At 60.9% G+C, this 26,363-nt stretch carries 23 protein-coding genes; 11 read left to right on the top strand and 12 right to left on the bottom strand.

The features are described from left to right. The first annotated feature begins 26 nt into the window (after nt 1–26). Together ascF and KW825_RS00500 are read left to right on the top strand one after the other, a co-directional pair. Nucleotides 27–1,484 carry a PTS cellobiose/arbutin/salicin transporter subunit IIBC gene (gene ascF, locus KW825_RS00495; RefSeq protein WP_218327871.1) on the top strand — a complete coding sequence of 486 codons (1,458 nt, stop codon included), beginning with the start codon at nt 27–29 and terminating at the stop codon, nt 1,482–1,484. 33 nt (nt 1,485–1,517) lie between these two features. After that, on the top strand, nt 1,518–2,948 hold the full coding sequence (locus KW825_RS00500; RefSeq protein ID WP_218327872.1) for a 6-phospho-beta-glucosidase: 1,431 nt from the start codon (nt 1,518–1,520) through the stop codon (nt 2,946–2,948). 80 nt (nt 2,949–3,028) lie between these two features. Here KW825_RS00500 and purF read toward each other — a convergent pair whose 3' ends face one another. The 7 genes from purF to lrp form a co-directional block, all read right to left on the bottom strand. Further along, nucleotides 3,029–4,549, bottom strand: coding sequence for an amidophosphoribosyltransferase (gene purF, locus KW825_RS00505; protein WP_042653629.1), 1,521 nt, complete (start codon nt 4,547–4,549; stop codon nt 3,029–3,031). A gap of 18 nt (nt 4,550–4,567) precedes the next feature. Continuing rightward, on the bottom strand, nt 4,568–5,059 hold the full coding sequence (locus KW825_RS00510; protein WP_042653628.1) for a CvpA family protein: 492 nt from the start codon (nt 5,057–5,059) through the stop codon (nt 4,568–4,570). Between the two features lie 188 nt (nt 5,060–5,247). Next, entirely contained in the window at nt 5,248–6,543 is a 1,296-nt protein-coding gene (serS, locus tag KW825_RS00515; RefSeq protein WP_218327873.1) for a serine--tRNA ligase, read from the bottom strand. A gap of 290 nt (nt 6,544–6,833) precedes the next feature. Next, nucleotides 6,834–8,171 carry a replication-associated recombination protein A gene (locus KW825_RS00520; protein ID WP_218327874.1) on the bottom strand — a complete coding sequence of 446 codons (1,338 nt, stop codon included), beginning with the start codon at nt 8,169–8,171 and terminating at the stop codon, nt 6,834–6,836. Between the two features lie 153 nt (nt 8,172–8,324). Beyond that, nucleotides 8,325–8,933: an outer membrane lipoprotein chaperone LolA gene (gene lolA, locus KW825_RS00525; protein WP_042653625.1), complete on the bottom strand. Its 609-nt coding sequence runs from the start codon at nt 8,931–8,933 to the stop codon at nt 8,325–8,327. Between the two features lie 72 nt (nt 8,934–9,005). Continuing rightward, the gene (locus KW825_RS00530; RefSeq protein WP_218292241.1) at nt 9,006–11,507 is read right to left on the bottom strand and encodes a DNA translocase FtsK; all 2,502 of its coding nucleotides are present in this window, start codon (nt 11,505–11,507) and stop codon (nt 9,006–9,008) included. Nucleotides 11,508–11,705: 198 nt separating this feature from the next. Then, nucleotides 11,706–12,197 carry a leucine-responsive transcriptional regulator Lrp gene (lrp, locus tag KW825_RS00535; RefSeq protein ID WP_005300047.1) on the bottom strand — a complete coding sequence of 164 codons (492 nt, stop codon included), beginning with the start codon at nt 12,195–12,197 and terminating at the stop codon, nt 11,706–11,708. 150 nt (nt 12,198–12,347) lie between these two features. On the opposite strand from lrp, the gene ald reads away from it, so the two are divergent. The 3 genes from ald (at nt 12,348) to KW825_RS00550 (ending at nt 15,896) form a co-directional block, all read left to right on the top strand. Beyond that, nucleotides 12,348–13,463: an alanine dehydrogenase gene (gene ald / locus KW825_RS00540; protein WP_042653623.1), complete on the top strand. Its 1,116-nt coding sequence runs from the start codon at nt 12,348–12,350 to the stop codon at nt 13,461–13,463. Nucleotides 13,464–13,647: 184 nt separating this feature from the next. Beyond that, nucleotides 13,648–14,598, top strand: coding sequence for a thioredoxin-disulfide reductase (gene trxB, locus KW825_RS00545; protein WP_218292240.1), 951 nt, complete (start codon nt 13,648–13,650; stop codon nt 14,596–14,598). Nucleotides 14,599–14,654: 56 nt separating this feature from the next. Next, nucleotides 14,655–15,896 carry a diguanylate cyclase gene (locus KW825_RS00550; protein WP_042653621.1) on the top strand — a complete coding sequence of 414 codons (1,242 nt, stop codon included), beginning with the start codon at nt 14,655–14,657 and terminating at the stop codon, nt 15,894–15,896. A gap of 99 nt (nt 15,897–15,995) precedes the next feature. Here KW825_RS00550 and KW825_RS00555 read toward each other — a convergent pair whose 3' ends face one another. Beyond that, nucleotides 15,996–16,466: a glycine zipper 2TM domain-containing protein gene (locus tag KW825_RS00555; protein ID WP_218327875.1), complete on the bottom strand. Its 471-nt coding sequence runs from the start codon at nt 16,464–16,466 to the stop codon at nt 15,996–15,998. A 17-nt stretch (nt 16,467–16,483) separates the two neighbouring features. On the opposite strand from KW825_RS00555, the gene aat reads away from it, so the two are divergent. The 3 genes from aat to infA all read left to right on the top strand — a co-directional run bounded on the left by aat (nt 16,484) and on the right by infA (nt 18,191). Next, complete coding sequence (gene aat / locus KW825_RS00560; RefSeq protein ID WP_218327876.1) at nt 16,484–17,191, top strand: leucyl/phenylalanyl-tRNA--protein transferase; 708 nt, start codon at nt 16,484–16,486, stop codon at nt 17,189–17,191. Further along, entirely contained in the window at nt 17,188–17,904 is a 717-nt protein-coding gene (locus KW825_RS00565; protein ID WP_042653618.1) for an arginyltransferase, read from the top strand. The genes aat and KW825_RS00565 overlap by 4 nt, the downstream gene beginning before the upstream one ends. A gap of 68 nt (nt 17,905–17,972) precedes the next feature. Then, nucleotides 17,973–18,191 (top strand): translation initiation factor IF-1, encoded by a 219-nt coding sequence (gene infA, locus KW825_RS00570; protein WP_005300033.1) that lies wholly within the window; start codon nt 17,973–17,975, stop codon nt 18,189–18,191. Nucleotides 18,192–18,260: 69 nt separating this feature from the next. On the opposite strand, the gene clpA is transcribed toward infA, so the two are convergent. Both clpA and clpS read right to left on the bottom strand, forming a co-directional pair. Next, a complete protein-coding gene (gene clpA, locus KW825_RS00575; protein WP_218292236.1) occupies nt 18,261–20,513 on the bottom strand; it encodes an ATP-dependent Clp protease ATP-binding subunit ClpA in 2,253 nt (750 codons plus the stop codon). 60 nt (nt 20,514–20,573) lie between these two features. Then, nucleotides 20,574–20,891 carry an ATP-dependent Clp protease adapter ClpS gene (gene clpS, locus KW825_RS00580; RefSeq protein ID WP_005310725.1) on the bottom strand — a complete coding sequence of 106 codons (318 nt, stop codon included), beginning with the start codon at nt 20,889–20,891 and terminating at the stop codon, nt 20,574–20,576. 229 nt (nt 20,892–21,120) lie between these two features. Between clpS and cspD the strand changes: the two genes are divergently transcribed. Further along, complete coding sequence (gene cspD, locus KW825_RS00585) at nt 21,121–21,339, top strand: cold shock-like protein CspD (RefSeq protein ID WP_042653616.1); 219 nt, start codon at nt 21,121–21,123, stop codon at nt 21,337–21,339. Nucleotides 21,340–21,455: 116 nt separating this feature from the next. Here cspD and asd read toward each other — a convergent pair whose 3' ends face one another. After that, nucleotides 21,456–22,568 carry an aspartate-semialdehyde dehydrogenase gene (gene asd, locus KW825_RS00590; protein ID WP_042653615.1) on the bottom strand — a complete coding sequence of 371 codons (1,113 nt, stop codon included), beginning with the start codon at nt 22,566–22,568 and terminating at the stop codon, nt 21,456–21,458. A 328-nt stretch (nt 22,569–22,896) separates the two neighbouring features. On the opposite strand from asd, the gene sugE reads away from it, so the two are divergent. Next, nucleotides 22,897–23,211, top strand: a complete 315-nt coding sequence (gene sugE, locus KW825_RS00595) for a quaternary ammonium compound efflux SMR transporter SugE (RefSeq protein WP_025326753.1) — start codon at nt 22,897–22,899, stop codon at nt 23,209–23,211. Between the two features lie 249 nt (nt 23,212–23,460). Here sugE and KW825_RS00600 read toward each other — a convergent pair whose 3' ends face one another. After that, nucleotides 23,461–24,159 carry a B3/4 domain-containing protein gene (locus KW825_RS00600; protein ID WP_042653614.1) on the bottom strand — a complete coding sequence of 233 codons (699 nt, stop codon included), beginning with the start codon at nt 24,157–24,159 and terminating at the stop codon, nt 23,461–23,463. Nucleotides 24,160–24,514: 355 nt separating this feature from the next. Here KW825_RS00600 and ycaO point away from each other — a divergent pair, with 355 nt between their 5' ends. Then, nucleotides 24,515–26,275 carry a 30S ribosomal protein S12 methylthiotransferase accessory factor YcaO gene (ycaO, locus tag KW825_RS00605; protein ID WP_218327877.1) on the top strand — a complete coding sequence of 587 codons (1,761 nt, stop codon included), beginning with the start codon at nt 24,515–24,517 and terminating at the stop codon, nt 26,273–26,275. Nucleotides 26,276–26,363 lie beyond the last annotated feature (88 nt).

Here is a 26,363-nt window from a genome sequence, read left to right on the forward strand (position 1 = left end):
ATCTCTTGGTCAAAAGGATAAACCAGATGTCAAAAAACTATGCGGCCCTGGCCAGTGCCGTCGTCAATGCCCTGGGGGGAGCGGACAACATAGTCGCGGTGACCCACTGCATGACGCGCCTGCGCTTCGTCTTGAAGGATTCAAGCCGAGTGGACAACCCCGCCCTGAAGGCCACCACCGGGGTGCTGGGTGTGGTGAACAATGACAACCAGTGCCAGGTGATCATCGGCAACATGGTGTCCCACGCCTACCGCGAGGTGCTCGCCCGGCTACCAGAAGACGCACAGGGCGCACCGCAAGAGGTGAAAGCCGGTTTCAGCCTCAAACACCTCGGCGCCGGCATCCTCGACGCCCTGATCGGCACCATGTCGCCGCTCATTCCGGCGATCATCGGCGGCTCCATGGTCAAGCTGCTGGCCATGGTGCTCAGTATGAGCGGCATGGTGGAGGTCACCTCCCCCAGCTACATCATCCTCAATGCCATCGGCGATGGCGCCTTCTTCTTCCTGCCCCTGATGGTCGCCGCCTCGGCGGCAGTCAAGTTCAAGACCAACATGTCGCTGGCCATCGCCATCGCCGGCGTGCTGGTGCACCCGAGCTTCATCGAGCTGATGGCCAGAGCCGCCCAGGGGGAGCCGGTCAGCTTCGGCTTTATCCCGGTCACCGCGGTGAAATACACCTATACCGTGATCCCGGCCCTGGTGATGACCTGGTGCCTCTCCTACATAGAGCGCTGGGTAGACAGGATCACCCCGGCGGTGACCAAGAACTTCTTGAAACCCATGCTGATCGTGCTGATCGCGGCGCCGCTCGCCATCCTGCTGATCGGCCCCATCGGCATCTGGATCGGCACCGCCATCTCCGGCCTGGTCTACACAGTGCACGATTACCTCGGCTGGCTGTCGGTGGCCATCATGGGGGCCCTGTGGCCGCTGCTGGTGATGACCGGCATGCACCGCGTCTTCACCCCGACCATCATCCAGACCATCGCCGAGACCGGCAAGGAAGGGATGGTGATGCCTTCCGAGATTGGTGCCAACCTCTCCCTCGGCGGCTCCTCCCTGGCGGTAGCCTGGCGTACCAAGAACCCCGAACTGCGCCAGACCGCGCTCGCCGCGGCGGCCTCCGCCATCATGGCCGGCATCTCCGAGCCCGCGCTCTACGGGGTGGCCCTGCGCCTGAAACGGCCGCTCATCGCCAGCCTCATCAGCGGCTTCATCTGTGGCGCCGTGGCCGGCATGGCCGGGCTTGCCAGCCACTCCATGGCGGCACCGGGTCTCTTTACCAGCGTCCAGTTCTTCGATCCGGCCAACCCCATGAGCATCGCCTGGGTGTTCGGGGTCATGGCACTCTCAGTGGTGCTCTCCTTCATCCTGACCCTGCTGATGGGCTTTGAAGACATTCCGGTGCAGGAGGAGCACCCCCAGGCCGCATCCGATGAGGCAGTGCCGACACTGCAGGTCAAGACTGCCGCCAGCCTGTGAATTCGCATCATCCGACATGACAAGAGGTAACAGATGTCGTTAGCAAGATTTCCCCGAGACTTCCTCTGGGGCGGCGCCCTGGCCGCCAACCAGGCGGAGGGGGGCTACCGCGAAGGCGGCAAGGGCCTGACCACGGTCGACATGATCCCCCACGGCGCCAACCGGATGGCGGTGAAACTCGGCCAGGAACCGCGCTTCACCCTGCGGGACGACGAGTATTATCCGAGCCATGACGCCATCGATTTTTATCACCGTTACAAAGAAGACATAGCGCTGATGGCCGAGATGGGCTTCACCGTGTTTCGCACCTCCATCGCCTGGGCCCGGCTCTATCCCAAGGGGGACGAGCAAGAGCCCAACGCCGAGGGCATCGCCTTCTACCGGGCGGTGTTCGAGGAGTGCCGCAAGTACGGCATCGAGCCGCTGGTGACCCTGTGCCACTTCGACGTGCCCATGCACCTGGTGGTGGAGTACGGCTCCTGGCGCAACCGCAAGATGGTGACGTTCTTCACCCGCTACGCGCGCACCTGCTTCGAGCAATTCGACGGGCTGGTGAAGTACTGGCTCACCTTCAACGAGATCAACATCATGCTGCACAGCCCCTTCTCCGGGGCCGGGCTGGTGTTTGAAGCGGGTGAAGATCAGGAGCAGGTGAAGTATCAGGCGGCCCACCACGAGCTCATCGCCAGCGCCCTGGCGACCCGAATTGCCCACGAGGTGAACCCGCACAACCAGATCGGCTGCATGCTGGCGGGGGGCAATTTCTACCCCTACTCCTGCAAGCCGGACGATGTGTGGGCTGCGATCCAAAAGGAGCGGGAGAACCTGCTGCTCATCGACGTGCAGGCTCGCGGCGCCTACCCTGCCTATGCCGAGCGCGTGTTCCGCGAGAAGGGGGTCCGGCTCGTCAAGGAACCGGGTGACGACGAGATCCTGAAGCACACCGTCGATTTCGTCTCCTTCAGCTACTACGCCTCCCGCTGTGCCTCGGCCGACATGAATCAGGACAACACCAGCGCCGCCAACGTGGTCAAGTCCCTGCGCAACCCCCATATCAAGGTGAGCGAATGGGGCTGGGGCATAGACCCGCTCGGCCTGCGCATCACCATGAATACCCTCTATGACCGCTATCAGAAGCCGCTGTTTCTGGTGGAGAACGGTCTGGGCGCCGTCGATGAGGTCAATGAGCAGGGCGAGATAGAGGACGACTACCGCATCGGCTATCTGCGCGAGCACATCAGCGCCATGGGGGACGCCATCGCCGACGGCGTGCCGCTCTTGGGCTACACCAGCTGGGGCTGCATCGATCTGGTGGCAGCCTCCACCGGGGAGATGAGCAAGCGCTACGGCTTCGTCTATGTGGACAGGGACGACGCCGGCAAGGGCACCCTGGCGCGCAGGCGCAAGAAGTCGTTCTGGTGGTACAAGAAGGTGATCGCCAGCCATGGGGAAGATCTGGCGTGAGATGAAGCACAGAGTACCGAGACAAAGATGGGGGCCAAGGCCCCCATCTTCATTTCCGGTCCAGACCAGCTGGAAAACGTTTAACTGCCTTCGTTAAAAATTTCCAGGTTGCTGGTGCCTTCCTGCCATTCGCGCACGGCCTTGTTGTCGTCGCAGCGCTGGGCATTGAGGTGGTCCAGATAGCCCTGATCCACGTCGGCGGTGACGTAGTGGCCGTTGAACACCGAGGTCTCGAAGTGGCGCAGCTCGGGGTTGATCTCCCGCACCGCCTCTTCCAGATCTTCCAGATCCTGGAAGATGAGGCCATCGGCACCGATCAGCTTGCACACCTCTTCCACTTCCCGGCCATGGGCGATCAGCTCGTTGGCGGTGGGCATGTCGATGCCGTAGACGTTGGGGAAACGGATCTCGGGGGCGGCGGAGGCAAAGTAGACCTTGGCCGCACCGGCTTCCCGCGCCATCTGGATGATCTGCTCGGAGGTGGTGCCACGGACGATGGAGTCATCCACCAGCAGCACCTTCTTGCCCTTGAACTCGGAGCCGATGGCATTGAGCTTGCGACGCACCGACTTCTTGCGCTGGGTCTGGCCCGGCATGATGAAGGTACGGCCGATGTAGCGGTTCTTCACGAAGCCCTGACGGTACGGCAGATCGAGGGTATGGGCTATCTCCAGCGCGACGTCACAGGAGGTCTCGGGGATGGGGATGACCACGTCCACGTCGAGATCTTCCCACTCGCGGGCGATCTTCTGGCCCAGCTTGCGACCCATGTTGAGGCGGGCGGCATAGACGGAGACCTTGTCGATGCAGGAGTCGGGACGGGCGAAGTAGACGTACTCGAAGATGCAGGAACTCATCTGCGGGTTCTCCGCACACTGCTCGGAGAACAGCTGGCCCTGCTCGGTGATGTAGATGGCCTCGCCCGGGGCGACGTCACGCACCGTCTCGAAGCCGATGGCGTCGAGCGCCACGCTCTCGGAGGCGAGCATGTACTCCACCTGGCCCTGCTCGTCGATCCGGCGACCCAGGATCAGCGGCCGAATGCCGTTGGGATCGCGGAAGCCGATGAGGCCGTGACCTATCACCAGGGAGACCACGGCATAGGCGCCGCGGATCTGCTGATGGGTCTTGCGCACCGCGGAGAAGATGTCCTCGGGACGCAGCTCCATCTTGTCGCAGAGATCCAGCTCATGCGCCAGCACGTTCAGCAGCACTTCCGAGTCGGAGGTGGTGTTGATGTGGCGGCGGGCGACCTTGAACTGCTGCTCCTTGAGCGCCTTGGCGTTGGTGAGGTTGCCGTTGTGGGCCAGCACCATGCCGTAGGGGGAGTTCACGTAAAAAGGTTGGGCTTCAGCGGCACTTGAGCTGCCTGCGGTGGGATATCTGACATGTCCTATGCCGATATGCCCCTTCAGTCGCTGCATGTGGCGCACTTCAAACACATCCTTCACCAGGCCGTTGGCCTTGCGTTGCCGGAAGTTTCCACTGTCTATGGTCACGATCCCGGCGGCATCCTGTCCCCTGTGCTGCAACACCGTCAAGGCGTCGTAGAGGGCCTGATTGACGGGGGTGGTGCCAACTATACCGACAATACCACACATGTCTTTGCTACCTCGAAGTCACTGTACCTGATTGAGAAAACTGGATGAGTTCAGCATGAACCCGAAGAACCACTGGATCACCGGTTTAAACTCGGGGACCAGCTTGGACGCCACCCACCAGTCGCTCTGGGAGAGACTGGTGAAGGTATCCATAAAAAACAGCAGGGCACTGACGATCAGTACCCCGCGAATGGCGCCAAAACAGACTCCCAGCACCCGATCGGTGCCGGACAGGCCGGTCTTTTCCACCAGCAGGCCCACCACATAGTTGACCACGCTCCCCAGGATCAGGGTCGCCACGAACAGGGCGGCGATGGCCAGGCCGTTGCGCACCATGGCATCGGTAAACGAGGTGAAGTAGACGGCGAGATCGGGATAGAAATGGCTGGCAATGAAAAAGGCGACGAACCAGGTGACGAGGGACATGGCTTCCTTGAGAAAGCCGCGCACCAGGCTGATGAGAGCGGAGAAACCGACGATGCCGATGATGGCGTAATCAATCCAGACCATAGAAAAAGATGTCCTGCGAAATTGCGGCGCAGTCTAACAAAAACGATTGCGCAATGCTTGATAAAATTGTGTTAAATATCCAATACGGCGCCGATAGAAGCCATGTTAGCCCCTGCCGAAACCATTGGCCGACGCCGGAATGCACAACGCCATGGCACTGCCATGGCGTTGTCGTCAGCACGAGCGGCTTACCCTATGTGGGTCAGGCCACCCATGTAGGACTGCAGCGCCGCCGGGATGGCGATGCGGCCGTCTTCCTGCTGGTAGTTCTCGATCACCGCCACCAGGGTGCGACCCACTGCCAGGCCGGAGCCGTTCAGGGTGTGCAGCAGCTGGGGCTTGCCATCGATGCGGACCCGGGCCTGCATGCGACGGGCCTGGAAGTCGGTGCAGTTGGAGACGGAGGAGATCTCGCGGTAGGTGTTCTGAGCCGGCAGCCAGACTTCCAGATCGTAGGTCTTGGCGGCGCAGAAGCCCATGTCGCCGGTGGCCAGCGCCATCACGCGATACGGCAGCTCCAGCAGTTGCAGCACCTTCTCGGCGTGACCGGCCATCTCTTCCAGCGCTTCCCAGGATTTCTCCGGGTGCACCAGCTGCACCATCTCGACCTTGTCGAACTGGTGCATGCGGATCAGACCGCGGGTATCACGGCCATAAGAACCGGCTTCGGAACGGAAGCAGGGACTGTGGGCGGTCATCTTGATGGGCAGTTCCTGCTCGTCGAAGATCTCGTCGCGGGCCATGTTGGTGAGCGGCACTTCGGAGGTCGGGATCAGGGAGAACTTGCGCAGCTTGCCCTCGTCATCCCCTTCCCCATTGATGCCGGTGTTGAACAGGTCTTCGGAGAACTTCGGCAGCTGACCGGTGCCGTACAGGCTGTCCGGGTTCACCAGATAGGGCACGTAGCACTCGGTGTAGCCGTGCTGCAGGGTGTGCAGGTCCAGCATGAACTGCGCCAGGGCGCGATGCAGGCGGGCAATCTGGCCCTTCATCACCACGAAGCGGGCACCGGCGAGCTTGACGCCGTTCTTGAAATCCACGCCCTTGGCCGCTTCACCGAGATCGATGTGATCGCGTACCGGGAAGTCGAACACGCGCGGGGTGCCCCAGCGGCGCACTTCCACGTTGTCGTTCTCGTCGCGGCCCACCGGGGTAGTCTCGCTCGGCAGGTTGGGGATGGCGTCGGAGATGGCCTTGATCTCGGTCAGCAGGGACTCGAGTTCGACCTTGCTGGTCTCCAGCTCGTCGTTGATCTTGGTCACCTCGGCCTTGAGCGGGGCCACATCTTCACCACGACGGGCAGCCTCACCGATGGACTTGGAGCGGGCGTTACGCTCGGCCTGCAGCTCCTGGGTACGGGACTGCAGATCCTTGCGTTTCTCTTCCAGAGCATTGACAGCCGCTACGTCCAGAACGTAGCCACGTGTCGCCAGACGAGCGGCAGCCTCTTCGATATCGCTGCGCAGATATTTGGGATCCAGCATGGTTTACCTACTTTTTTTAATGGGATCTGGGCCTGGGTCGTCGTGACCGGGCGAGAGAACAGATCCGGAAGTTAACATCGGTTGGCGCACCCCTATGTCTTCGGAATCGGGCCTTCGAAATCAAGAAGATGGTGCAAGGCCAAGACAAGCGGGGTCAGAGGGGCAGTGTAGCAGACCGCCCCCCCGCCCGAACAGGGACTATTGCTGTCGTTTTTGCCAAGTTTTCGGGCATCGGCAGCCTCTTCTTCGCCGATCCGGTCTTACGGCGTCCCGCATCCGGCACCGAGCCGCTACTTGTCTCTTTTGTGCGGGCTCTGCCGGTCCAGCTCACGCAGATAGTCGAGCTTCTGGGCAATCTGCTTCTCGAGGCCGCGATCGGTCGGCTGGTAGTAGTGTTTGCCGGCGAGCTCGGGCGGGAAGTAGCTCTCCCCCGCCGCATAGGCGCCGGGCTCGTCGTGGGCGTAGCGGTACTCGGCGCCATAGCCCAGATCGCTCATCAGCTTGGTCGGTGCGTTGCGCAGGTGCGGTGGCACCTCGAAGTCGGGCAGGTTCCTGGCATCGTTGAGCGCCGCCTTCCAGGCGGTGTAGACCGCATTGCTCTTGGGGGCGCAGGCGAGGTAGACGATGGCCTGGGCGATGGCCCGCTCCCCCTCCGCCGGGCCGATGCGATGGAAGCAGTCCCAGGCCGACAGCGCCACCTGCATGGCGCGCGGATCGGCGTTGCCGACATCTTCCGAGGCGATGGCCAGCAGCCGGCGGGCGATGTAGAGCGGATCGCAACCGGCGCTCACCATGCGGGCATACCAGTAGAGCGCCGCATCGGGGGCCGAGCCACGAATGGACTTGTGCACCGCCGAGATGAGGTCGTAGAAGTGATCGCCCCCCTTGTCGAAGCGCGCCACGTGCTCCCCCACCACGGCGGCCAGCAGGGCGCTGTCGATGATGCGCGGCCCTGCCCCGTTGGCCTCGGCCATGTCGGCCAACAGCTCCAGGTAGTTGAGGGACTTGCGCCCGTCGCCGTCCACCGCCTTGGCCAGCGCCTCCTTCACCCCGGGGGCGAAGGCCAGCGTCGGATCATTGAGGCCGCGCGGGTCGGTCAGGGCCTGATCGATCATGGCGAGGATGTCGTCCTCCTCCAGCCTCTTCAGCAGATAGACCCGGGCGCGGGAGAGCAGTGCGTTGTTGAGTTCGAAAGAGGGGTTTTCGGTGGTGGCGCCGATGAAGGTGATGGTGCCGTCTTCGATGTGGGGCAGGAACACATCCTGCTGGCTCTTGTTGAAGCGGTGCACCTCATCCACGAACAGGATAGTGCGCACCCCGCGCCAGCTGTTCTCCTTCGCCTTGTCGATGGCGGCGCGGATCTCCTTGATGCCGGAGGTCACGGCCGAGAGTCGCTCCACCTCGGCCTGACAATAGTGCGCCATCAGCTCGGCCAGGGTGGTTTTGCCGGTACCCGGGGGGCCCCACAGGATCATGGAGTGGCAGTGGCCGGCCAGTATGGCTTTGCGCAGGGGCTTGTCAGCCCCCAGGATATGCTGCTGACCTATGTACTGATCGAGATTCTGCGGCCGCATCCTGGCCGCCAGCGGGCGAAAGTCGGACGAGAAGTCCAGCGACAGGTTGCTCATCTGCGTTGACCGTCCTGCGCCACGTCGACCGCCAGTGGCAGACGGTCCGACGATAAATCCAAAGAGAGGTTGCTCATCGGCGTTGACCATCCTGCGTCACCCGGGCCGCCAGCAGGAGACGGCCCGAGCAGAGATCCAAAGAGAGACCGCGCATCAGCGCTGGTCGTCCAGTGCGACCCCCTTCGGGATCTTGAACTGGAACTCGCTGCCCTTGAGCACCGGTTTGCGGTTGAAGCCGCTGAGGGTGAACTCGCTCCACTGCCCCTGCGCCTCTTTCACGTCGAAGCGGCTGATGTTGTTCTGCCGATCGAAGGTGATGCGGAAGGAGGCGATCAGCTCGTCCTGATTGCGGCTGGTGACGGTGTAGACGTCCCCCTGCTGGGTCACGTCGTAGTTCTTCCAGAGCGCGTTGTCATTGCCGGCGATCAGCACGAAGGGGGTGTTGAGCACCGCATCCTTCAGCTTGAGGGCGGTGACCTGCTCGACGAAGGGATCATAGACCCAGACGTCCTTGCCATCCGCCACTATCAGGCTCTCATCCGGCGCTGTGGTGTGCCAGTTGAACCGGTTGGGGCGTTGCACCAGCAGATCGCCGCTCGCCTTTTGCAGCTCCTTGCCCTTGCTGTCATAGACGGTCTGGGCAAACTTGGCCGAGAACAGGCTCACATCGGACAGCTTCTGCTTGAGGTCGCTGGCGGCATCGGCCCACACCTGGCTGCTGGCCAGCAGCAGCACCGTACCCATCAAAAATTGTTTCTTCATCATGCTTCCCATTCGAAAGGGCTCGATAAGAGGCCATGTCTAGCGAGACATGGCCTGGATGATAGGGGGAACTCAGTCACGCACCGGCGGCGGTGCCAGCACGTCGCGCTGACCGTTGCCACCCGGGCTGCTGACGATGCCCTGGTTTTCCATCTGCTCGATGAGACGAGCCGCCCGGTTGTAACCGATCTTGAACTTGCGCTGCACGCTGGAGGTGGAGCCACGACGGGATTCCACCACGAAGGCCACCGCCTCGTCGAACAGGGGATCCAGCTCCTCGTCGCCGCTGCTGCCGTAGTCACCGCTGCCGCCTTCACTATCCGACTCGCCGGAGAGGATCTCCTCGATGTAGTTCGGCTCGCCGCGCAGCTTCCAGTCCGCCACCACCTTGTGTACCTCGTGGTCATCGACGAAGGCGCCGTGGACCCGGGTCGGATTGGAGGTACCGGCCGGCATGTAGAGCATGTCACCCATGCCGAGCAGGGATTCGGCACCGCCCTGATCCAGGATGGTACGGGAGTCGATCTTGCTCGAGACCTGGAACGAGATCCGGGTCGGGATGTTGGCCTTGATGAGACCCGTTATCACATCCACCGACGGACGCTGGGTCGCGAGGATGAGATGAATACCGGCGGCCCGCGCCTTCTGGGCGATACGGGCGATGAGCTCTTCCACCTTCTTGCCGACGATCATCATCATGTCGGCAAACTCGTCCACCACCACCACTATGTGGGGCAGCTTCTCGAGTTCCGGCGGCATCTGATCCATGGAGTCGCCGGGGCGCCACAGCGGATCCCGCAGCGGTTGTCCCTCGGCGGCCGCGGCCAGCACCTTGTCGTTGTAGCCCTTGAGGTTGCGCACCCCGACCGCCGACATCAGCTTGTAGCGGCGCTCCATCTCGCCCACGCACCAGCGCAGGGCGTTGGCGGCGTCCTTCATGTCGGTGACCACCTCGGTCAGCAGATGCGGGATCCCCTCGTAGACCGAGAGCTCCAGCATCTTGGGATCGATCATGATGAAGCGCAGATCCTCCGGCGACGACTTGTAGAGCATGGAGATGATCATGGTGTTGACCCCCACCGACTTACCGGAGCCGGTGGTACCGGCCACCAGCAGGTGTGGCATCTTGGCCAGGTTCACCACCACGGGCTCCCCTGCGATGTCCTGACCCAGACCCATGGTCAAGGGGTTGCGGCTGTCGCGGAAGTCGTCGCAGTCGAGGGTCTCGCGCAGGTAGACGGTCTGGCGTACCCGGTTCGGCAGCTCGATGCCGACGAAGGTCTTGCCCGGAATCACCTCCACCACCCGCACGCTGCTGGCGGAGAGGGAGCGCGCGAGATCGCGGGACAGGTTGGTGATCTTGCTCGCCTTCATGCCCGGCGCCAGATCCAGCTCGAAACGGGTGATGACCGGGCCAGGATAGACGCCGACCACCTTGGCCTGCACGTTGTAATCGGCCAGCTTGGCCTCCACCAGACGGCCCATGCGGTCCAGTTCGTCCTTGCTCATCATCTGAGTCTTGGCGGGCGGTCTGTCCAGCAGATCCAGTCCCGGCAAGGGGGCCATGCCCGGCTGCGGGCGGCGCTTGGCTTTGGGAGCGACCGCCACCGGCGCGGCCGGGGCCTCGTCGCCCTCCGCCCAGGGCAGATCGAGCTCGTCATCATCCGCAGCTGCCAGCACGGGTTGCGGGCGGGCATTGGCCGCGCGCTTCGGCTTGGCGACGGGCGTCGGCGCCTCGTCATCTTCGTCGTCAAACTGCGGCTCGAACTGGAAGGTATCGTCATCGAGTTCCGGCAGCCATTCGTCAGATTTTGTCTTCTGGGCCGCGCCCTTGGCCTTGGGATTGCGCGTCCAGCTGCCGTGAGGCTCGTCCTCCTCATCCAGATCGATGGCACCCACGCCCCCCTCCAGCAAGGGATCCGGTCCCTCGAAGCGGGGCTGGCGCCAGCCCCCGGTCAACCAGCGACCTAGCGTGGTGGGGAAGTGATAGATGGCGCTGACGGTGCCGGTGCAGCTGGCCCCGATCCGCTCGACTATGGTGAGCCAGGACCAGCCGGTGAACAGGGTGATGCCGGTGGCCACGAAGCAGAGCAGCATCAGGTTGGCGCCGACACCGCCGAACAGCGGCACCACGGCGGAGGCGATCACGTCCCCCACCAGGCCGCCGGCGGAAAAGTTCTGCATGTCGTTGAAGTTCATGCTGGCAATGGCCGACATGCCGAGCACGGTCAGCAGGAAGCCGACGATGCGCACCGACAGGGTCAGATAATCCACCTCCAGCAGCCGGCTCGGGCGCCAGAACAGGCTCCAGCCGAGCAGAACTGTCAGCGGCGGCACCAGATAGGAGAAGGCGCCGAAGGTGAACATGGTGATGTCGGCGAGCCAGGCACCGGCGCTGCCCGCCAGGTTCTTCACCTCCCCCTGCCAGGAGGTCTGGGACCAACCGGGATCGGCGGGATGGTAGGTCAAGAGGGCAAGCAAGAGATAGGCAGCCATCAGGGTGATGGCGATCAAGACGGCCTCGAAGATCCGTTGGGTACCTGACAAAGGAGTAAACAGCTTTTTATCGGCCAAACTCCGGCTCCTTTCTGAAAACATGTAATGCGGGGATAGGGGGCCTAGTATCCCTGAAAAGCCCACCGATTGTCAGCCTGTGCCTGAGGGCGGGGCCATCTTTACAACCAAGTTCATAAGAAGAAACGAGCGGACCGGCCGCTCGTTTCTGACTATCGTGACTCGTCATGGAACTTGCAAGTCACAGCATAACCCGGCTTAGCGGGTGCTGATCACCAGACGACTGCTCTGCTTGACCTCTTCCATCACCACGTAGGTGCGGGTGTCATTGACCCCGGGCAGACGCAAAAGGGTCTCCCCCAGCAGGCGGCGGTAAGCCGACATGTCGCTGACGCGGGTCTTGAGCAGATAGTCGAAATCACCGGAGACCAGATGGCACTCCTGGATCTCCTCGAGCACCTGAACAGCCTTGTTGAACTGTTCAAAAACGTCGGGTGCGCCGCGATTGAGGGTAATTTCCACGAACACCAGCAGAGACGCGTCCAGATAATGAGGGTTCAGAATAGCGGCATATCCTTCGATATAGCCTTGTCGCTCCAGGCGACGAACCCGTTCCAGACACGGTGTAGGACTCAGGCCAACTCGTTTGGACAACTCAACGTTCGAAATCCTGCCATCCTTTTGCAGTTCATTCAGAATGTTGCGGTCAATCCTGTCCAAATCCTTTAGCCGACTCTTAGCTTCCATCATTTAATTCCATCCTTTGGCTATTTTTTGGTAAGAATCACCAGTCATTTTATAATTATGGTCACAAATCCTGTCAATACCTGAATATACTAGGCGCAAATGTTGCTTAACATTGTGGCAACATAAACCACCAATCGATAGACGAGGGATAGCATGATTATCGGTGTACCTAAGGAAATAAAAAACCATGAATATCGCGTAGGCATGGTTCCGGCCAGTGTACGTGAACTAACAGCACGAAACCATACCGTTTTCGTCCAAAGCGGCGCAGGAACTGGCATTGGCTTCAGTGACGCAGATTATCTGGCTGCGGGGGCCGAAATTCTGGCCTCTGCTGACGATGTTTTCGCCAAGGCCGAGATGATCGTCAAGGTCAAGGAGCCCCAGGCAGTCGAGCGCGCCATGCTGCGTCCGGGCCAGACCCTGTTCACTTACCTGCATCTGGCGCCAGACCTGGCCCAGACCCGGGAATTGATCGACAGCGGCGCCGTCTGCATCGCCTACGAAACCGTCACCGATGCCCGTGGTGGACTGCCGCTGCTGGCCCCCATGTCGGAGGTGGCCGGACGCATGTCTATTCAGGCTGGCGCCCAGGCACTGGAGAAGTCCCGCGGCGGTAGCGGCGTGTTGCTCGGCGGCGTGCCCGGGGTCGAACCGGCCAAGGTGGTGATCATCGGTGGCGGCGTAGTAGGTTCCAATGCAGCCCGCATGGCCATAGGCCTGCGCGCCGATGTCACCATACTCGACAACAACATCGATACCCTGCGTCGCCTCGACAGCGAATTCCAAGGGGCGGCCAAGGTGGTCTACTCCAACCGCGAGACCCTGGAGCGCCACATCCTGGCGGCGGATCTGGTCATCGGCGGCGTGCTGGTGCCCGGCGCCACTGCGCCAAAACTTGTCAGCCGTGACCACATTGCGCGCATGAAGCCGGGCTCGGCCGTGGTCGACGTGGCCATCGATCAGGGCGGCTGTGTGGAAACCTCCCACGCCACCACCCACCAGGACCCGACCTTCATCGTCGATGAGGTGGTGCACTACTGCGTGGCCAACATGCCGGGCGCCGTGGCGCGAACCTCCACCGTCGCCCTCAACAACGCCACCCTGCCCTTCATCATCCGGCTGGCCGAGCAGGGCTATCGCAACGCGCTGCTGGGCGATCCCCACCTGTTGCACGGGCTGAACGTGATGGCAGGCAAGATCACCTGCCGGGAAGTGGCCGAGGCGCATCATCTGGCCTACACGGATCCCCTGACCCTGTTGAACTGATCCCGTCCCCGCAAGGGAGCGCCGATGAGTGAAAATCCGCCCGCGATGGGCGGTTTTTTTATGGCGCCACGATCGCCGCCAACCCCCTCCACAGGCGATTGCCACAATCGACGCGCTGGCCTTTGACCCTGGATCACGAATTACCTACAATCGCGCAAACTCATCACGTCTCGGAAATCACATCATGAGCCAAGTTACTCATAGCAAACTGCTGATCCTGGGTTCCGGCCCGGCGGGCTACACCGCGGCCGTCTATGCCGCCCGCGCCAACCTGAGCCCCCTGCTCATCACCGGCATGCAGCAAGGTGGTCAGCTGACCACCACCACCGAGGTGGAGAACTGGCCGGGTGATGCGGAAGGGCTGACCGGTCCGGCCCTGATGGAGCGCATGCAGGCCCATGCGGAAAAGTTCGATACCCGCATCCTGTTCGATCACATCAATGAAGTGGCGCTGACCGAGCGTCCGTTCCGCCTCAAGGGCGACAACGGCGAATACAGCTGCGATGCGCTGATCATCGCCACCGGTGCCTCCGCCAAGTATCTGGGGCTGCCCTCCGAAGAGGCGTTCAAGGGCCGCGGCGTCTCCGCCTGCGCCACCTGTGACGGCTTCTTCTACCGCAACCAGGAAGTGGCCGTGGTCGGCGGCGGCAACACCGCAGTGGAAGAGGCACTGTATCTGGCCAACATCGCCAAGAAGGTGCATCTGATCCACCGCCGCGACGAGTTCCGCGCCGAGAAGATCCTGATCAAGCGCCTCAATGACAAGGTCGAGAGTGGCAACATAGTGCTGCACACTCACCAGACTCTGGACGAGGTGCTGGGTGACAATATGGGCGTGACCGGCGTGCGCCTGCGCAGCACCCGTGACGAGTCCAGCTCCGAGCTGGCGCTGATGGGCGTGTTCATCGCCATCGGCCACCAGCCCAACACCCAGATCTTCGAGGGCCAGCTGGCGATGGAGAACGGCTACCTCAAGGTTCGTGGTGGCCTGGAAGGCTTCGCGACCCAGACCAGCATCCCAGGCGTGTTCGCCGCCGGCGACGTGGCCGACCATGTCTACCGCCAGGCGATCACCTCCGCCGGCACCGGCTGCATGGCGGCCCTCGATGCAGAGCGATATCTGGACGCACAATAAGCACAAGGTTATAAAGGGCATGCCGAAAGGCATGCCTTTTTCTTTTAAGGATCCGGATGAAACGGAAAATATTGATTGTCGAAGACAGCATGACGATCCGCCGCATGTTGATCCAGGCCATTGCGCAGCAAACCGGGCTGGAGATCGATGCGTTCGATACCCTAGAGGGAGCCCGTCATTGTCGGGGGGAGGAGTACGTGGTCGCCCTGGTGGATCTCACCCTGCCGGATGCCCCCAGCGGAGAAGCGGTCAAGGTGTTGCTGGAGCGGGGTTTGTCGGTGGTGATCCTCACCGCCGACATCAGCGAGGAGAAGCGGGAAGCCTGGCTGGAGGCCGGGGTGCTGGATTACGTGATGAAGGATTCACGCCACTCCCTGCAATACGCCGTCAGCCTGGTGCACCGCCTCTACCTCAACCAGACCATAGAGGTGCTGGTGGTCGACGACTCGCGCACCTCCCGCCACCGCACCGCGGCCCAGCTGCGCAAACAGTTGCTGCAGGTGCATGAGGCAAACTGCGCCCGCGACGCCCTGAGTGCCCTAGAGCAGAATCCCGCCATTCGGCTGATGCTGGTGGACTACTACATGCCGGAGATCGACGGCATCAGCCTGGTGCGGATGCTGCGGGAGCGCTACAGCAAGCAGCAGCTCGCCATCATCGGCATCTCGGTGTCGGACAAGCACGGCCTCTCCGCCCGCTACCTTAAGCAGGGGGCGAACGATTTTCTCAACCAGCCGTTCGAGCCGGAGGAGCTGCAATGTCGGGTCAGCCACAATCTGGAGGCGCTGGAGCAGTTCAACAGCATCCAGGAGTCGGCCAATCGCGACTACCTGACCGGGCTCTACAACAGGCGCTACTGGTTCAACGAGGGGCAGAGGTGGTTCGAGGAGCATCAGCGTCAGCAGGCGCCGCTCGCCCTGTGTGTGCTCGACGTGGATCATTTCAAGCAGGTCAACGATCACTGGGGCCATGCCATCGGCGATCAGCTGCTCTGTCACCTGACCCGTTTGCTCACCCAGTTCTTCCCGGATGCCATGATCGCCCGTTTCGGGGGGGAGGAGTTTGCCCTCATGGTGCCCCATAGCACTGTGCCCGTGCTGCTCAAGCGACTGGAGGGGCTGCGCCAGCAGATGCGCCAGCAGCCGCTGTCCCGGGAGATACCGCTGTTCGTGCGCGCCAGTTTTGGCGTCATCAACGTCGGGCGGCTCTCCATGGACGAGGCACTGAGCGAAGCGGATCGCCAGCTGTATCAGGCGAAGAACACCGGCCGCGACAAGATAGTGTCTCAGGACGCCTGAGCGAGTCTCAACACAGGTATCCCGTGTAGTACCGCCCGGCTAGCCGCCGGGTAATTCCCCTCCCCCTGCTTGCCCTCTCTTGCCGCTCATTGAGCGCGCTCAATAGGTCTTGTCGACCCGCACCCCATCGCTGAAATAGAGGATGCGCACCTTGTCGCCACTGGCGAACTGCATGGCCGGATCATAATCCTGAATCACGTTGATGAGCCCGCTCTGCTCGTTGCGGATCAGCAGTTCCACCAGCTTGTTCTCCACCACGCTGTCACCCGACTGGTAATATTGCACCGCAGCCGCCCCCGCCAAGGCGCCCACCGCGGTGGCGATCTCCCGGCCATGGCCACCGCCGAACTGATTGCCGAGCAAGCCTCCCAGCACGGCGCCCCCCAGCGTCTTCCAGCCGGTATGCTCGGACTCCACTATCTGGCGCTGGGTGATGTTGCGCACCGTGTCCACCTGGCCAAACACCACCTGATCCACGGGGCGCGCCGTGTTGCGATCGTAGGCCGCAGCCCAGGCGGGTGCAGTGACAAAGCCAAGCAAGCTGGATACTATCAGGATAATGGCCTTCATCTATGAACCTCTGTCTTATGTCTCGCTATCTTACCCAACTGGATGATGAGCTGTGCTGGTTTCCCGACCCCAGGCATGCGCTGGAAGAGCCCAACGGGCTGCTGGCGATCGGGGGGGATCTCTCCCCTGCCCGTCTGCTGGCAGCTTATCACAAGGGGATCTTCCCGTGGAACGAGCCCTACCAGCCGCCGCTGTGGTGGTCGCCGGACCCCAGAGGTGTGGTCGAACCCGAGCGACTGCACATAGGTCGCAGCCTGCAGAAGTTTATCCGCCGCACCTCATTCGATATTTCCATCGATCGCGCCTTTAATGAGGTGATAGTGGCCTGCGCCGCCCCCCGTCGCAGCGCCAGTGGAACCTGGATAAGCACGCCCATGATCGACGCCTATCAACAACTTCATCGCCTCGGCCACGCCCATTCCGTCGAGATCTGGCAGGAGGGTCAGCTACAAGCCGGCCTCTACGGCCTCTCCTTCGGGCGGGTCTTCTGTGGCGAGTCCATGTTCAGCCGTATCGATAACGGTGCCAAACTGGCCATGGTAGCCCTCTGCCGCCACTTCACCCGCCACGGCGGCGCCCTCATCGACTGCCAGATGCAAAATGACTTCCTTGCTACCCTGGGGATAGAGCAGTGGCCCAGGAGGCGCTTTCTGACGGAACTGGCCACCCTCACCCGGCAGCCGCTGACCGAGGGGTGCTGGCAGCCGGGGGACATCAGCCTATGACCGAAGAAGTGATCCTCAAGGTAGGGCTGACCCCCAGGCACCCGTGCAGCTATCTCGGCCATGAGCAGGAGCAGTTGCTGGTGCTGATGGATCACGAGCTGCTCAATGCCGCAGGCTATGAGCGGCTGTTGACGGCGGGATTTCGGCGCAGTGGCAACGACATCTATCGTCCCCACTGCCCGGCCTGCAGCGCCTGCCAGTCCCTGCGCATTCACAGCGAGCACTTCGTGCCGAGCCGTGGTCAGAAACGGATCCGTCAGCTGAACCGGGATCTGGAACTGGTGCTGAGCTATGACGACAAGCCGGAGTACTACCAGCTCTACGAGCGTTACATCCGCGAGCGCCACCACGATGGCAGCATGTATCCACCGAGCCGCACCCAGTACAAGGGCTTCCTGCATTGTGACTGGATGCCTCCTCTCTATCTTGAGATGCGCAAGGCGGGCCGGCTCATCGGGGTGGCCACCACGGATCTGCTGCCCCACGCCCTGAGCGCCATGTATACCTTCTTCGATCCGGACTATGCCGACCGCTCCCTCGGCACCTTTGCCATTCTGAGTCAGTTGGAACTGGCCAAGCGAACCGGCCGCAGCTGGCTGTATCTCGGCTATCTGGTGGAGGCCTGTCGCAAGATGAATTACAAGCGCCAGTACCTGCCCCACGAGCTGCTGGTGCAGGGAGAATGGAAAAAGATCGACACCAAGCCCGAGTAAACTTTACACATAGCCTTAAATCCGGCATGATCCAGCGGATTTTTGTTGTGGCTTATCAAGAGGATTCAATGGCTAAAGAAGACAGTATTGAGATGCAGGGCACTATTCTCGAGACCCTGCCCAATACCATGTTCCGTGTGGAACTGGAAAATGGTCACGTGGTTATCGCTCATATTTCCGGCAAGATGCGCAAAAACTACATCCGTATCCTGACTGGGGACAAAGTAACGGTGGCTCTGACTCCGTACGATCTCTCCAAGGGACGTATTGTTTTCCGCTCTCGCTAAGCCAGGAATTCAGCAAAAAACCCCAGCCTCTCGGTTGGGGTTTTTTGTCGTTTCTGGTCTCAATCACGCTTAGTGGGAAACAGCTTCGACATTGACCTGAAAATCAAAGCTGAGGCTGTTATTCACCAACTCCACTCTCACCACCCCACCATCGACCAGTGAACCAAACAGGATCTCATTGGCCAGGGGTTTTTTGAGATGCTCCTGGATGACCCGTCCCATGGGTCTGGCGCCCATGGCTCTGTCATAACCCTTCTCTGCCAACCAGTGGCGCACCTCTTCCGATACCTCGAGTGACACGCCTTTGGCATCCAGCTGCACCTGCAGTTCGACGATGAACTTGTCGACGACCTGGTGGATCACCGTCATGTCCAAGTGGTTGAACCAGATGGTGTGATCGAGCCGGTTTCTGAACTCCGGGCTGAAGGTCTTGTTGATCACCGCCATGGCATCGTGACTCATGTCCTGCTGCTGGAAGCCGATCGACTTGCGCTGGGTCTCCTGCACGCCGGCGTTGGTAGTCATCACCAGGATCACGTTGCGAAAATCGGCCTTGCGCCCGTTGTTATCCGTCAAAGTACCGTTGTCCATGACCTGCAGCAGCAGGTTGAACACATCCGGGTGCGCCTTCTCGATCTCATCCAGCAACACCACCGAATGAGGGTGTTTGAGCACAGAGTCGGTCAGCAACCCACCCTGCTCGAAGCCGACATAGCCGGGGGGCGCCCCGATCAGACGGGAGACGGTGTGGCGCTCCATGTACTCGGACATGTCAAAGCGCAGTACCTCGACCCCCAGCGCCTTGCCGAGCTGCTGGGTGACTTCGGTCTTGCCCACCCCGGTCGGGCCGGCAAACAGGAAGCAGCCAACCGGACGACGCTCATTGCCAAGGCCGGAACGTGACAGGCGGATAGCATCAGTCAACACCGCAATGGCCTTGTCCTGACCGAACACCACCATCTTGAGATTACGCTCCAGATTCTTCAACACTTCCTTGTCGGAAGAGGAGACCGACTTCTCCGGAATGCGGGCAATCTTGGCGACGATGGCCTCGATTTCCGGCACATTGATCACTTTCTTGCGCTTGCTGACAGGCAGCAGACGCTGACCCGCCCCCGCTTCATCGATCACATCGATCGCCTTGTCCGGCAGGTGGCGATCGTTGATGTACTTGGCCGAGAGCTCGACCGCGGCCCGGATCGCCTTGACGGTGTAACGCACGCCATGGTGCGCCTCATAGCGGCTCTTGAGCCCCATCAGGATACGGGTGGTGTCATCCACGCTCGGTTCGACGATGTCGATCTTCTGGAAGCGGCGCGCCAGTGCCCGATCCTTCTCGAAGATCTGGGAGTATTCCTGATAGGTTGTCGAGCCGACACAGCGCAGCAAGCCGTTGGAGAGCAGCGGTTTGATGAGGTTGGCCGCATCCAGCTGACCGCCGGAGGCCGCTCCCGCCCCTATGATGGTGTGGATCTCGTCGATGAACAGGATGGCCCCTTCCTGGCGCTCGATCTGCTTGAGCAGCACCTTGAGGCGCTTCTCGAAGTCGCCACGGTACTTGGTGCCCGCCAGCAGGGACCCCATATCCAGCGAATAGATGGTGCTGTTCGCGATGACCTCGGGCACATCCCCCTTGACGATGCGATAGGCCAGCCCTTCGGCGATGGCGGTCTTGCCTACCCCGGCCTCCCCCACCAGCAACGGGTTGTTCTTGCGGCGACGACACAGTACCTGGATGGTGCGGCTCAGCTCCTGATCGCGGCCGATGAGGGGATCGATGCGCCCCTCCAGCACCATCTGATTCAGGTTGGTGGCAAAACTCTCAATCTGGGCGGAGGAGACATCATCGTCAGACTCGGCGTTATTGCCGCCGCTCTCCGGCTTGCTGTCCTTGCGTACCCCGTGGGAGAGGAAGTTCACCACATCCAGTCGGCTGACCTCGGCTTTTTTCAGGAAGTAGGCGGCCTGGGATTCCTGCTCGCTGAAGATGGCGACCAGGACATTGGCACCGCTGACTTCGGTATTGCCCGAGGACTGCACATGGAACACGGCCCGTTGCAGCACCCGTTGGAAGCCAAGGGTGGGTTGGGTTTCCCTGTCTTCATCGTCGTGAGGAATAAGCGGGGTTGTTTGACTGATGAATGCGCGGATCTCTTTGCGCATCAACTCCACGTCTGCACCACAAGAACTCAGCGCCTCATGGGCTGAGCTGTTATCCAGCAGGGCTAACAACAGGTGCTCGACGGTCATGAATTCGTGGCGCTCGTCACGGGCCAGTTTGAAAGCCTCGTTCAGCGTCTTTTCTAGATCTTTATTCAACATAGGCACCTCCCCTCAGTACAGCAACAATGTGGTGTCGTCATCGCTATCAAGTCATCAGATTCAAGCCTTTTCCATGGTACATAGCAGTGGATGTTCGTTGTTACGTGAATAAGTGTTGACCTGGACCACCTTGGTTTCGGCAATCTCGGCGGTGAAAGTGCCGCAGACTCCCTTACCACTATAATGCACACTCAACATGACCTGAGTCGCCTTGTCCAGATCCATACCAAAGAACTTTTGCAGCACCTCCACCACGAACTCCATCGGCGTATAGTCATCGTTGTTCAACACGACCTTGTACATGGGTGGCGGTTGCAGCTTCGTTTTCTCTGCTTGTGCAATCTCTTCATTAGCAAAGAGTTCTTTCTGCTTGCTCATAATCGCGCTTCGGTACCTCTAGATTTCTACCGTCTTGCTCAAGATTGTCAATAGAGTTGTTAACCCGATCACATCGGTTGTTAACAACTTCTTGACTCGCTCAAAAGTTAGACTAGATTGGTTACTTGCTAATCGGCGCCCGTCTGCTATGGGCATATGCTACTAGTTATAAAGGGCTGGCGCAGGTTACTCAACGACTTCAGGGTAATCAATAAAAGGATGTAGATGTATGGCAACCGGAACAGTCAAGTGGTTTAACAACGCAAAAGGATTTGGGTTTATCTGTCCGGAAGACGGTGGTGAAGACATCTTCGCTCACTACTCCACGATACAAATGGAAGGTTACAAGACCTTGAAAGCCGGTCAGGCAGTCAACTTTGAACTGCAGCAGGGGCCGAAAGGAAATCACGCCTCTGTTATCGTGCCAAACGAAGCACAGAACATGTAGAGTCGAACTGGATCAATGGAAAACGGCAGTCCGCAAGGGCTGCCGTTTTTTTATTGCGAGCACAAAAAAAGGAAGGCTGAACCTTCCTCTTTTCTTGTCGTGTTTACCCTGACCGATCAGCGCGCCAGCAGGATGTTGAGCATGCGACGCAGCGGCTCGGCCGCCCCCCACAGCAGCTGATCACCGACGGTGAAGGCCGCCAGGTATTCAGGCCCCATGTTCAGCTTGCGCAGACGGCCAACCGGAATGTTGAGAGTCCCGGTCACGGCAGCCGGGGTCAGCTCGCGGGCGGTGATGTCGCGATCGTTCGGGATCACCTTGACCCAGTCGTTGTGAGCCGCCAGCAGCGCTTCGATCTCGGCAAGCGGCAGATCTTTCTTGAGCTTGATGGTGAAGGCCTGGCTGTGGCAGCGCAGGGCGCCGATCCGCACGCAGAGGCCATCCACCGGGATGGCGGCGTCTTCAATCCCGAGGATCTTGTTGGTCTCGGCCTGGCCCTTCCACTCCTCGCGGCTCTGGCCGTTGTCGAGCTTGGTGTCGATCCAGGGGATCAGGCCACCGGCCAGCGGCACGCCGAAGTTGTCCACCGGCAGAGTACCGGAGCGGGTCTTCTCGGTGATCTTGCGCTCGATGTCGAGGATGGCGGAGGCGGGATCCGCCAGCTCCACCGCGACCTCGTCACGCAGCAGCCCCATCTGGGTGACCAGCTCACGCATGTGGCGGGCACCGCCACCGGAGGCGGCCTGATAGGTGGCCACGCTGACCCACTCCACCAGATCGGCTTTGAACAGGCCACCCAGTGCCAACAGCATCAGGCTGACGGTGCAGTTGCCGCCGACGAAGGTCTTGACGCCCTTGGCCAGCGCCTCGTCGATCACGTCGCCGTTGACCGGATCCAGGATGATGACGGCGTCCTTCTCCATGCGCAGGGAGGAGGCGGCATCGATCCAGTAGCCCTGCCAACCGGCGGCCAACAGCCGGGGGTAGACATCCTTGGTGTAGTCGCCCCCCTGGGCCGTGATGATGATCTCTTGCGCGGCCAGCGCCTCGATGTCGAAGGCATCCTGCAGGGTGCCGGCATCGACGCCGAAGTTGGGGGCGGCCTCACCGGCCTGGGAGGTGGTGAAGAAGGTGGGCTGAATGCGGGCGAAATCGTTCTCTTCCTGCATCCGGCTCATCAATACCGAACCCACCATGCCGCGCCAACCGACCAAACCTACTTTTTTCATAATGTCCTACCCTGGATAGCTGCTATAGAAACTGTGCTTAACACGCCGTGACCCCTTGTCGGACGCGGGTCCGTTCACAAGTTTGTCACAAGAATGATTTGCAAAAAATGCGTCTGTCCACATTACGGATTGTGGCGACAGGCGCAAGTCGAATTGCGCAATATTCTGTGTCGTTTGCCGCAATAACCATAGGTTCGAGGCTCCTCCTCTTGGCTGACCCCCATCAGTCGGGCATCATGATGCCCGACTGGCAACCACTGCCCCTCGGGGACGACCCCAAGGCCTCCTTTACTCGCAGGGACGACCCTGCCCCGCGTGGAATATTCTTATGCCCTGGTTACTCCTGCTACTGGCCGGCCTGTTCGAGGTCGCCTGGGCCATAGGCCTCAAGTACACCGACGGTTTCAGCCGCCCCCTCCCTACCCTGCTGACGCTCTCTGCCATGGGGGTGAGCGTGTTGCTGCTCGCCATGGCGGTCAAACAGCTGCCACTCGGCACGGCCTATGCGGTCTGGACTGGCATAGGCGCGGTCGGCACCGTGCTGATGGGGATCTGGCTGTTCAACGAACCCGCCACCCTGGCACGGGTGCTCTGCCTGCTGCTGATCATCGGCGGGATCCTTGGCCTGAAATTTATCGGCTGAATGGAGACAGGGCTGACTCCAGATGAACCTACCCGCCAGCGATATCGGCGTGACAGGTGCCCACCAATGCGAGTTCATAGATATCACTACCAGTGATCGTTTTACGCATCTTTTTAACTGTGAAATCGATGGCGGATAATGTTTTTATCCGCCATGGTTCAGCATTCGGTCATAGGTCGGCGCCCGGTGCGGCGCCCATCACCACCTATAAAAATGGCCACCCCCGGTGGCCATCATCCCTTCCCTTCCCTATGCCCCGGACTGGCACCCGATCAGCTCTTGCTCTATCCGGGCTCCGGGCATCATCGCCAGCAAGCCGGCAATCAATCGATCGCCAGCCTCCTGCAAGGCAGCCAGAGGCATCTCAGGCAGGCTCTCCAGGATGAACCACATCTGCTCGGATTCCACGCTGAGCCGGGTTCTGACACCCTGTCGCCAATTCCACCTGCGGCAGGTCACCCCCTTGTCATCACGCCAGACAACCTCCCCCGGCTCGGGCGTTTCGTGAGCGGGCAAGCCCTCTTTCATGGTGTCAAACAGTTCGCTGCCATCCGCCACCACCAAGCGCGGTACCCCCTCATAGGCAACCAGATTTTCCCCACCGACGGGAATGGCATACTCGATGCTAATGGCGTTGTAGAGATCGACGATGGGATCGATGCTCGGCAGCTCGCCATCCCGCAATACTCTCTTGCGCAGGGCTTCTGCCGAACAAGGGGTTCGCTGTGGTTTGGCGCCGAACTGCTTGAACACCTCAGCCCACGCCGCCAGGTGCGCCTCCGCCCAGGGCGCGCCTCCCGCCGCGACTGACTGGCAAGCCCGCTGCAGCGCATGAGAACCAACGCTCATGTTGGTGATGGTAGCCGCATCGACCAGGATGCTTAGGGCTCTGAAGCCGGGGGCCAGCTTGGTAATGTCAGACCCCACTCGCGGTGTCATGGATGGCATAGATACTCCCAATTCGTGATCAACGGCCGAGCCGATAATAAAGGCGCAAGGTGCCGCTGCGGTAATAGGTGTTGCCGCGCCATGTTGCGCGCAGCTCACTCTGGAATAAGTGGAAACATCATGCAGAACAGCCAGATAGAATAAAACCTACTTTTTCTTAATCCCATTAAGCAATCCTAATGAGGGCCAGCCGGCCTCGCGTTTTTCCCCTGTACCAACAGGCACGGCTGGCTTGTCCTCCCCCCTTTCAGGCACTGAAAAGAGCGCGATCTGCGCCATTGTCTAGGCCGCATCTCTTTCGACTCATGCTATTATCTGCGACCAAACATGAGCCAATAAAAATCAGGATATTGTGATGACCGACCACACTTTTATTCCCGGCAAGGACGCGGCACTGGAAGACTCCATCGAACGCTTCCAGACCAAGTTGCAGGCCCTGGGGTTTGATATCGAAGAGGCTTCCTGGCTCAACCCCGTGCCCAATGTCTGGTCCGTGCACATCCGGGACAAGGAGTGCGCCCTCTGCTTCACCAACGGTAAAGGCGCCAGCAAGAAGGCGGCCCTGGCCTCGGCCCTTGGCGAGTACTTCGAGCGGCTCTCCACCAACTACTTCTTCGCCGACTTCTATCTGGGCGAGCAGGTAGCCAACGGCGACTTCGTCCACTACCCGAACGAGAAGTGGTTCCCCATCGAGGGCGATCAGCTGCCGGCCGGCCTGCTCGACAGCTTCACCCGCAAGTTCTACAACCCGGATGGCGAGGTGACCGCCGACATGCTGGTGGATCTGCAGTCGGGCAATGAGGACCGCGGCATAGTCGCGCTGCCGTTCGAGCGTCAGTCCGATCACCACACCGTCTACATCCCGATGAACATCATCGGCAACCTCTATGTCTCCAACGGCATGAGCGCCGGCAACACCAAGACCGAGGCCCGCACCCAGGGGCTGTCCGAGGTGTTCGAGCGCCACGTGAAGAACAAGATCATCGCCGAGGCCATCAGCCTGCCCGAGATCCCGAGCGAGGTCATCGATCGCTACCCCGGGATCAAGGCCTCCATCGCCGCGCTGGAAGCCGAAGGCTATCCCATCTACAGCTTCGACGCCTCCCTCGGCGGTCGCTACCCGGTAATCTGCGTGGTGCTGCTCAACCCGCGCAACGGCACCTGTTTCGCCTCCTTCGGTGCCCACCCGCGCTTCGAAGTGGCGTTCGAGCGGACCGTCACCGAGCTGCTGCAGGGCCGTGGCCTGAAGGATCTGGATGTGTTCGTGCCGCCCTCGTTCGATAACGAGCAGGTCGCGGATCACCACAACCTGGAGACCCACTTCATCGACTCCTCCGGCCTCATCAGCTGGGATCTGTTCAAGCAGGAAGCGGACTTCGAGTTCGCCGACTGGGACTTCCGCGGTACCTCCCAAGAGGAGTTCGATCACCTGATCGGCATCTTCCACGAGCTGGAGCAGCCGGTCTACATCGCCGACTACGAGCACCTTGGCGTCTACGCCTGTCGCATCCTGGTGCCCGGCATGTCCGACATCTATCCGGTCGAGGATCTGCTGCTGGCCAACAACACCATGGGGGCTCACCTGCGCGAGGTGATCCTGGCGCTGCCGTCGCTGGAGTGGGACGCCGAGCAATATATGGCGCTGTTCGATCAGCTGGATGAGGAAGGCCACGACGAGCGTACCCGGGTGCGCGAGCTGCTCGGCATCGCCGCCGCCAAAGGCACCGCCCTGCACACCCTGCGGGTGGGTGAGCTCAAGGCCATGCTGGCGCTGGCCGCCGGTGAGCTTGAGAGCGCGCTGGACCTCATCGACTGGACCATGGAGTTCAACCAGTCGGTGTTCCCGGCGGATCGCGCCAACTACTACCGTGCCCTGCGCGCCTGCGTCGAGCTGTTCCTGGACGAGGAGCGTGACCCTGAGCAGTACCGTCCGGTGTTCAGCCGCATGTTCGGCGAGCAGACCCTGGCCGAGGCCTGGGCGCACGCCAGCGGTGAGGCTCGCTTCCACGGGCTGGAGAGCGCCGATCTGTCGCTGTCCCAGTTCCCGTTGCACCAGAAGCTGCTGGCCGCCTACGAAAAACTGCAAAAAGCCAAACGAGCCCATCAGTGGACCTGATATGCTAGCGTGACGAAGGGGCCCAGTGGCCCCTTCTGTTTTATGGTCTACGCTTTGGCTGCTTGTTATTCGAAGATGAAATAAAAAA

Source organism: Aeromonas sp. sif2433, from assembly GCF_019218705.1.
In the GTDB taxonomy this organism is placed as follows: domain Bacteria; phylum Pseudomonadota; class Gammaproteobacteria; order Enterobacterales; family Aeromonadaceae; genus Aeromonas; species Aeromonas encheleia.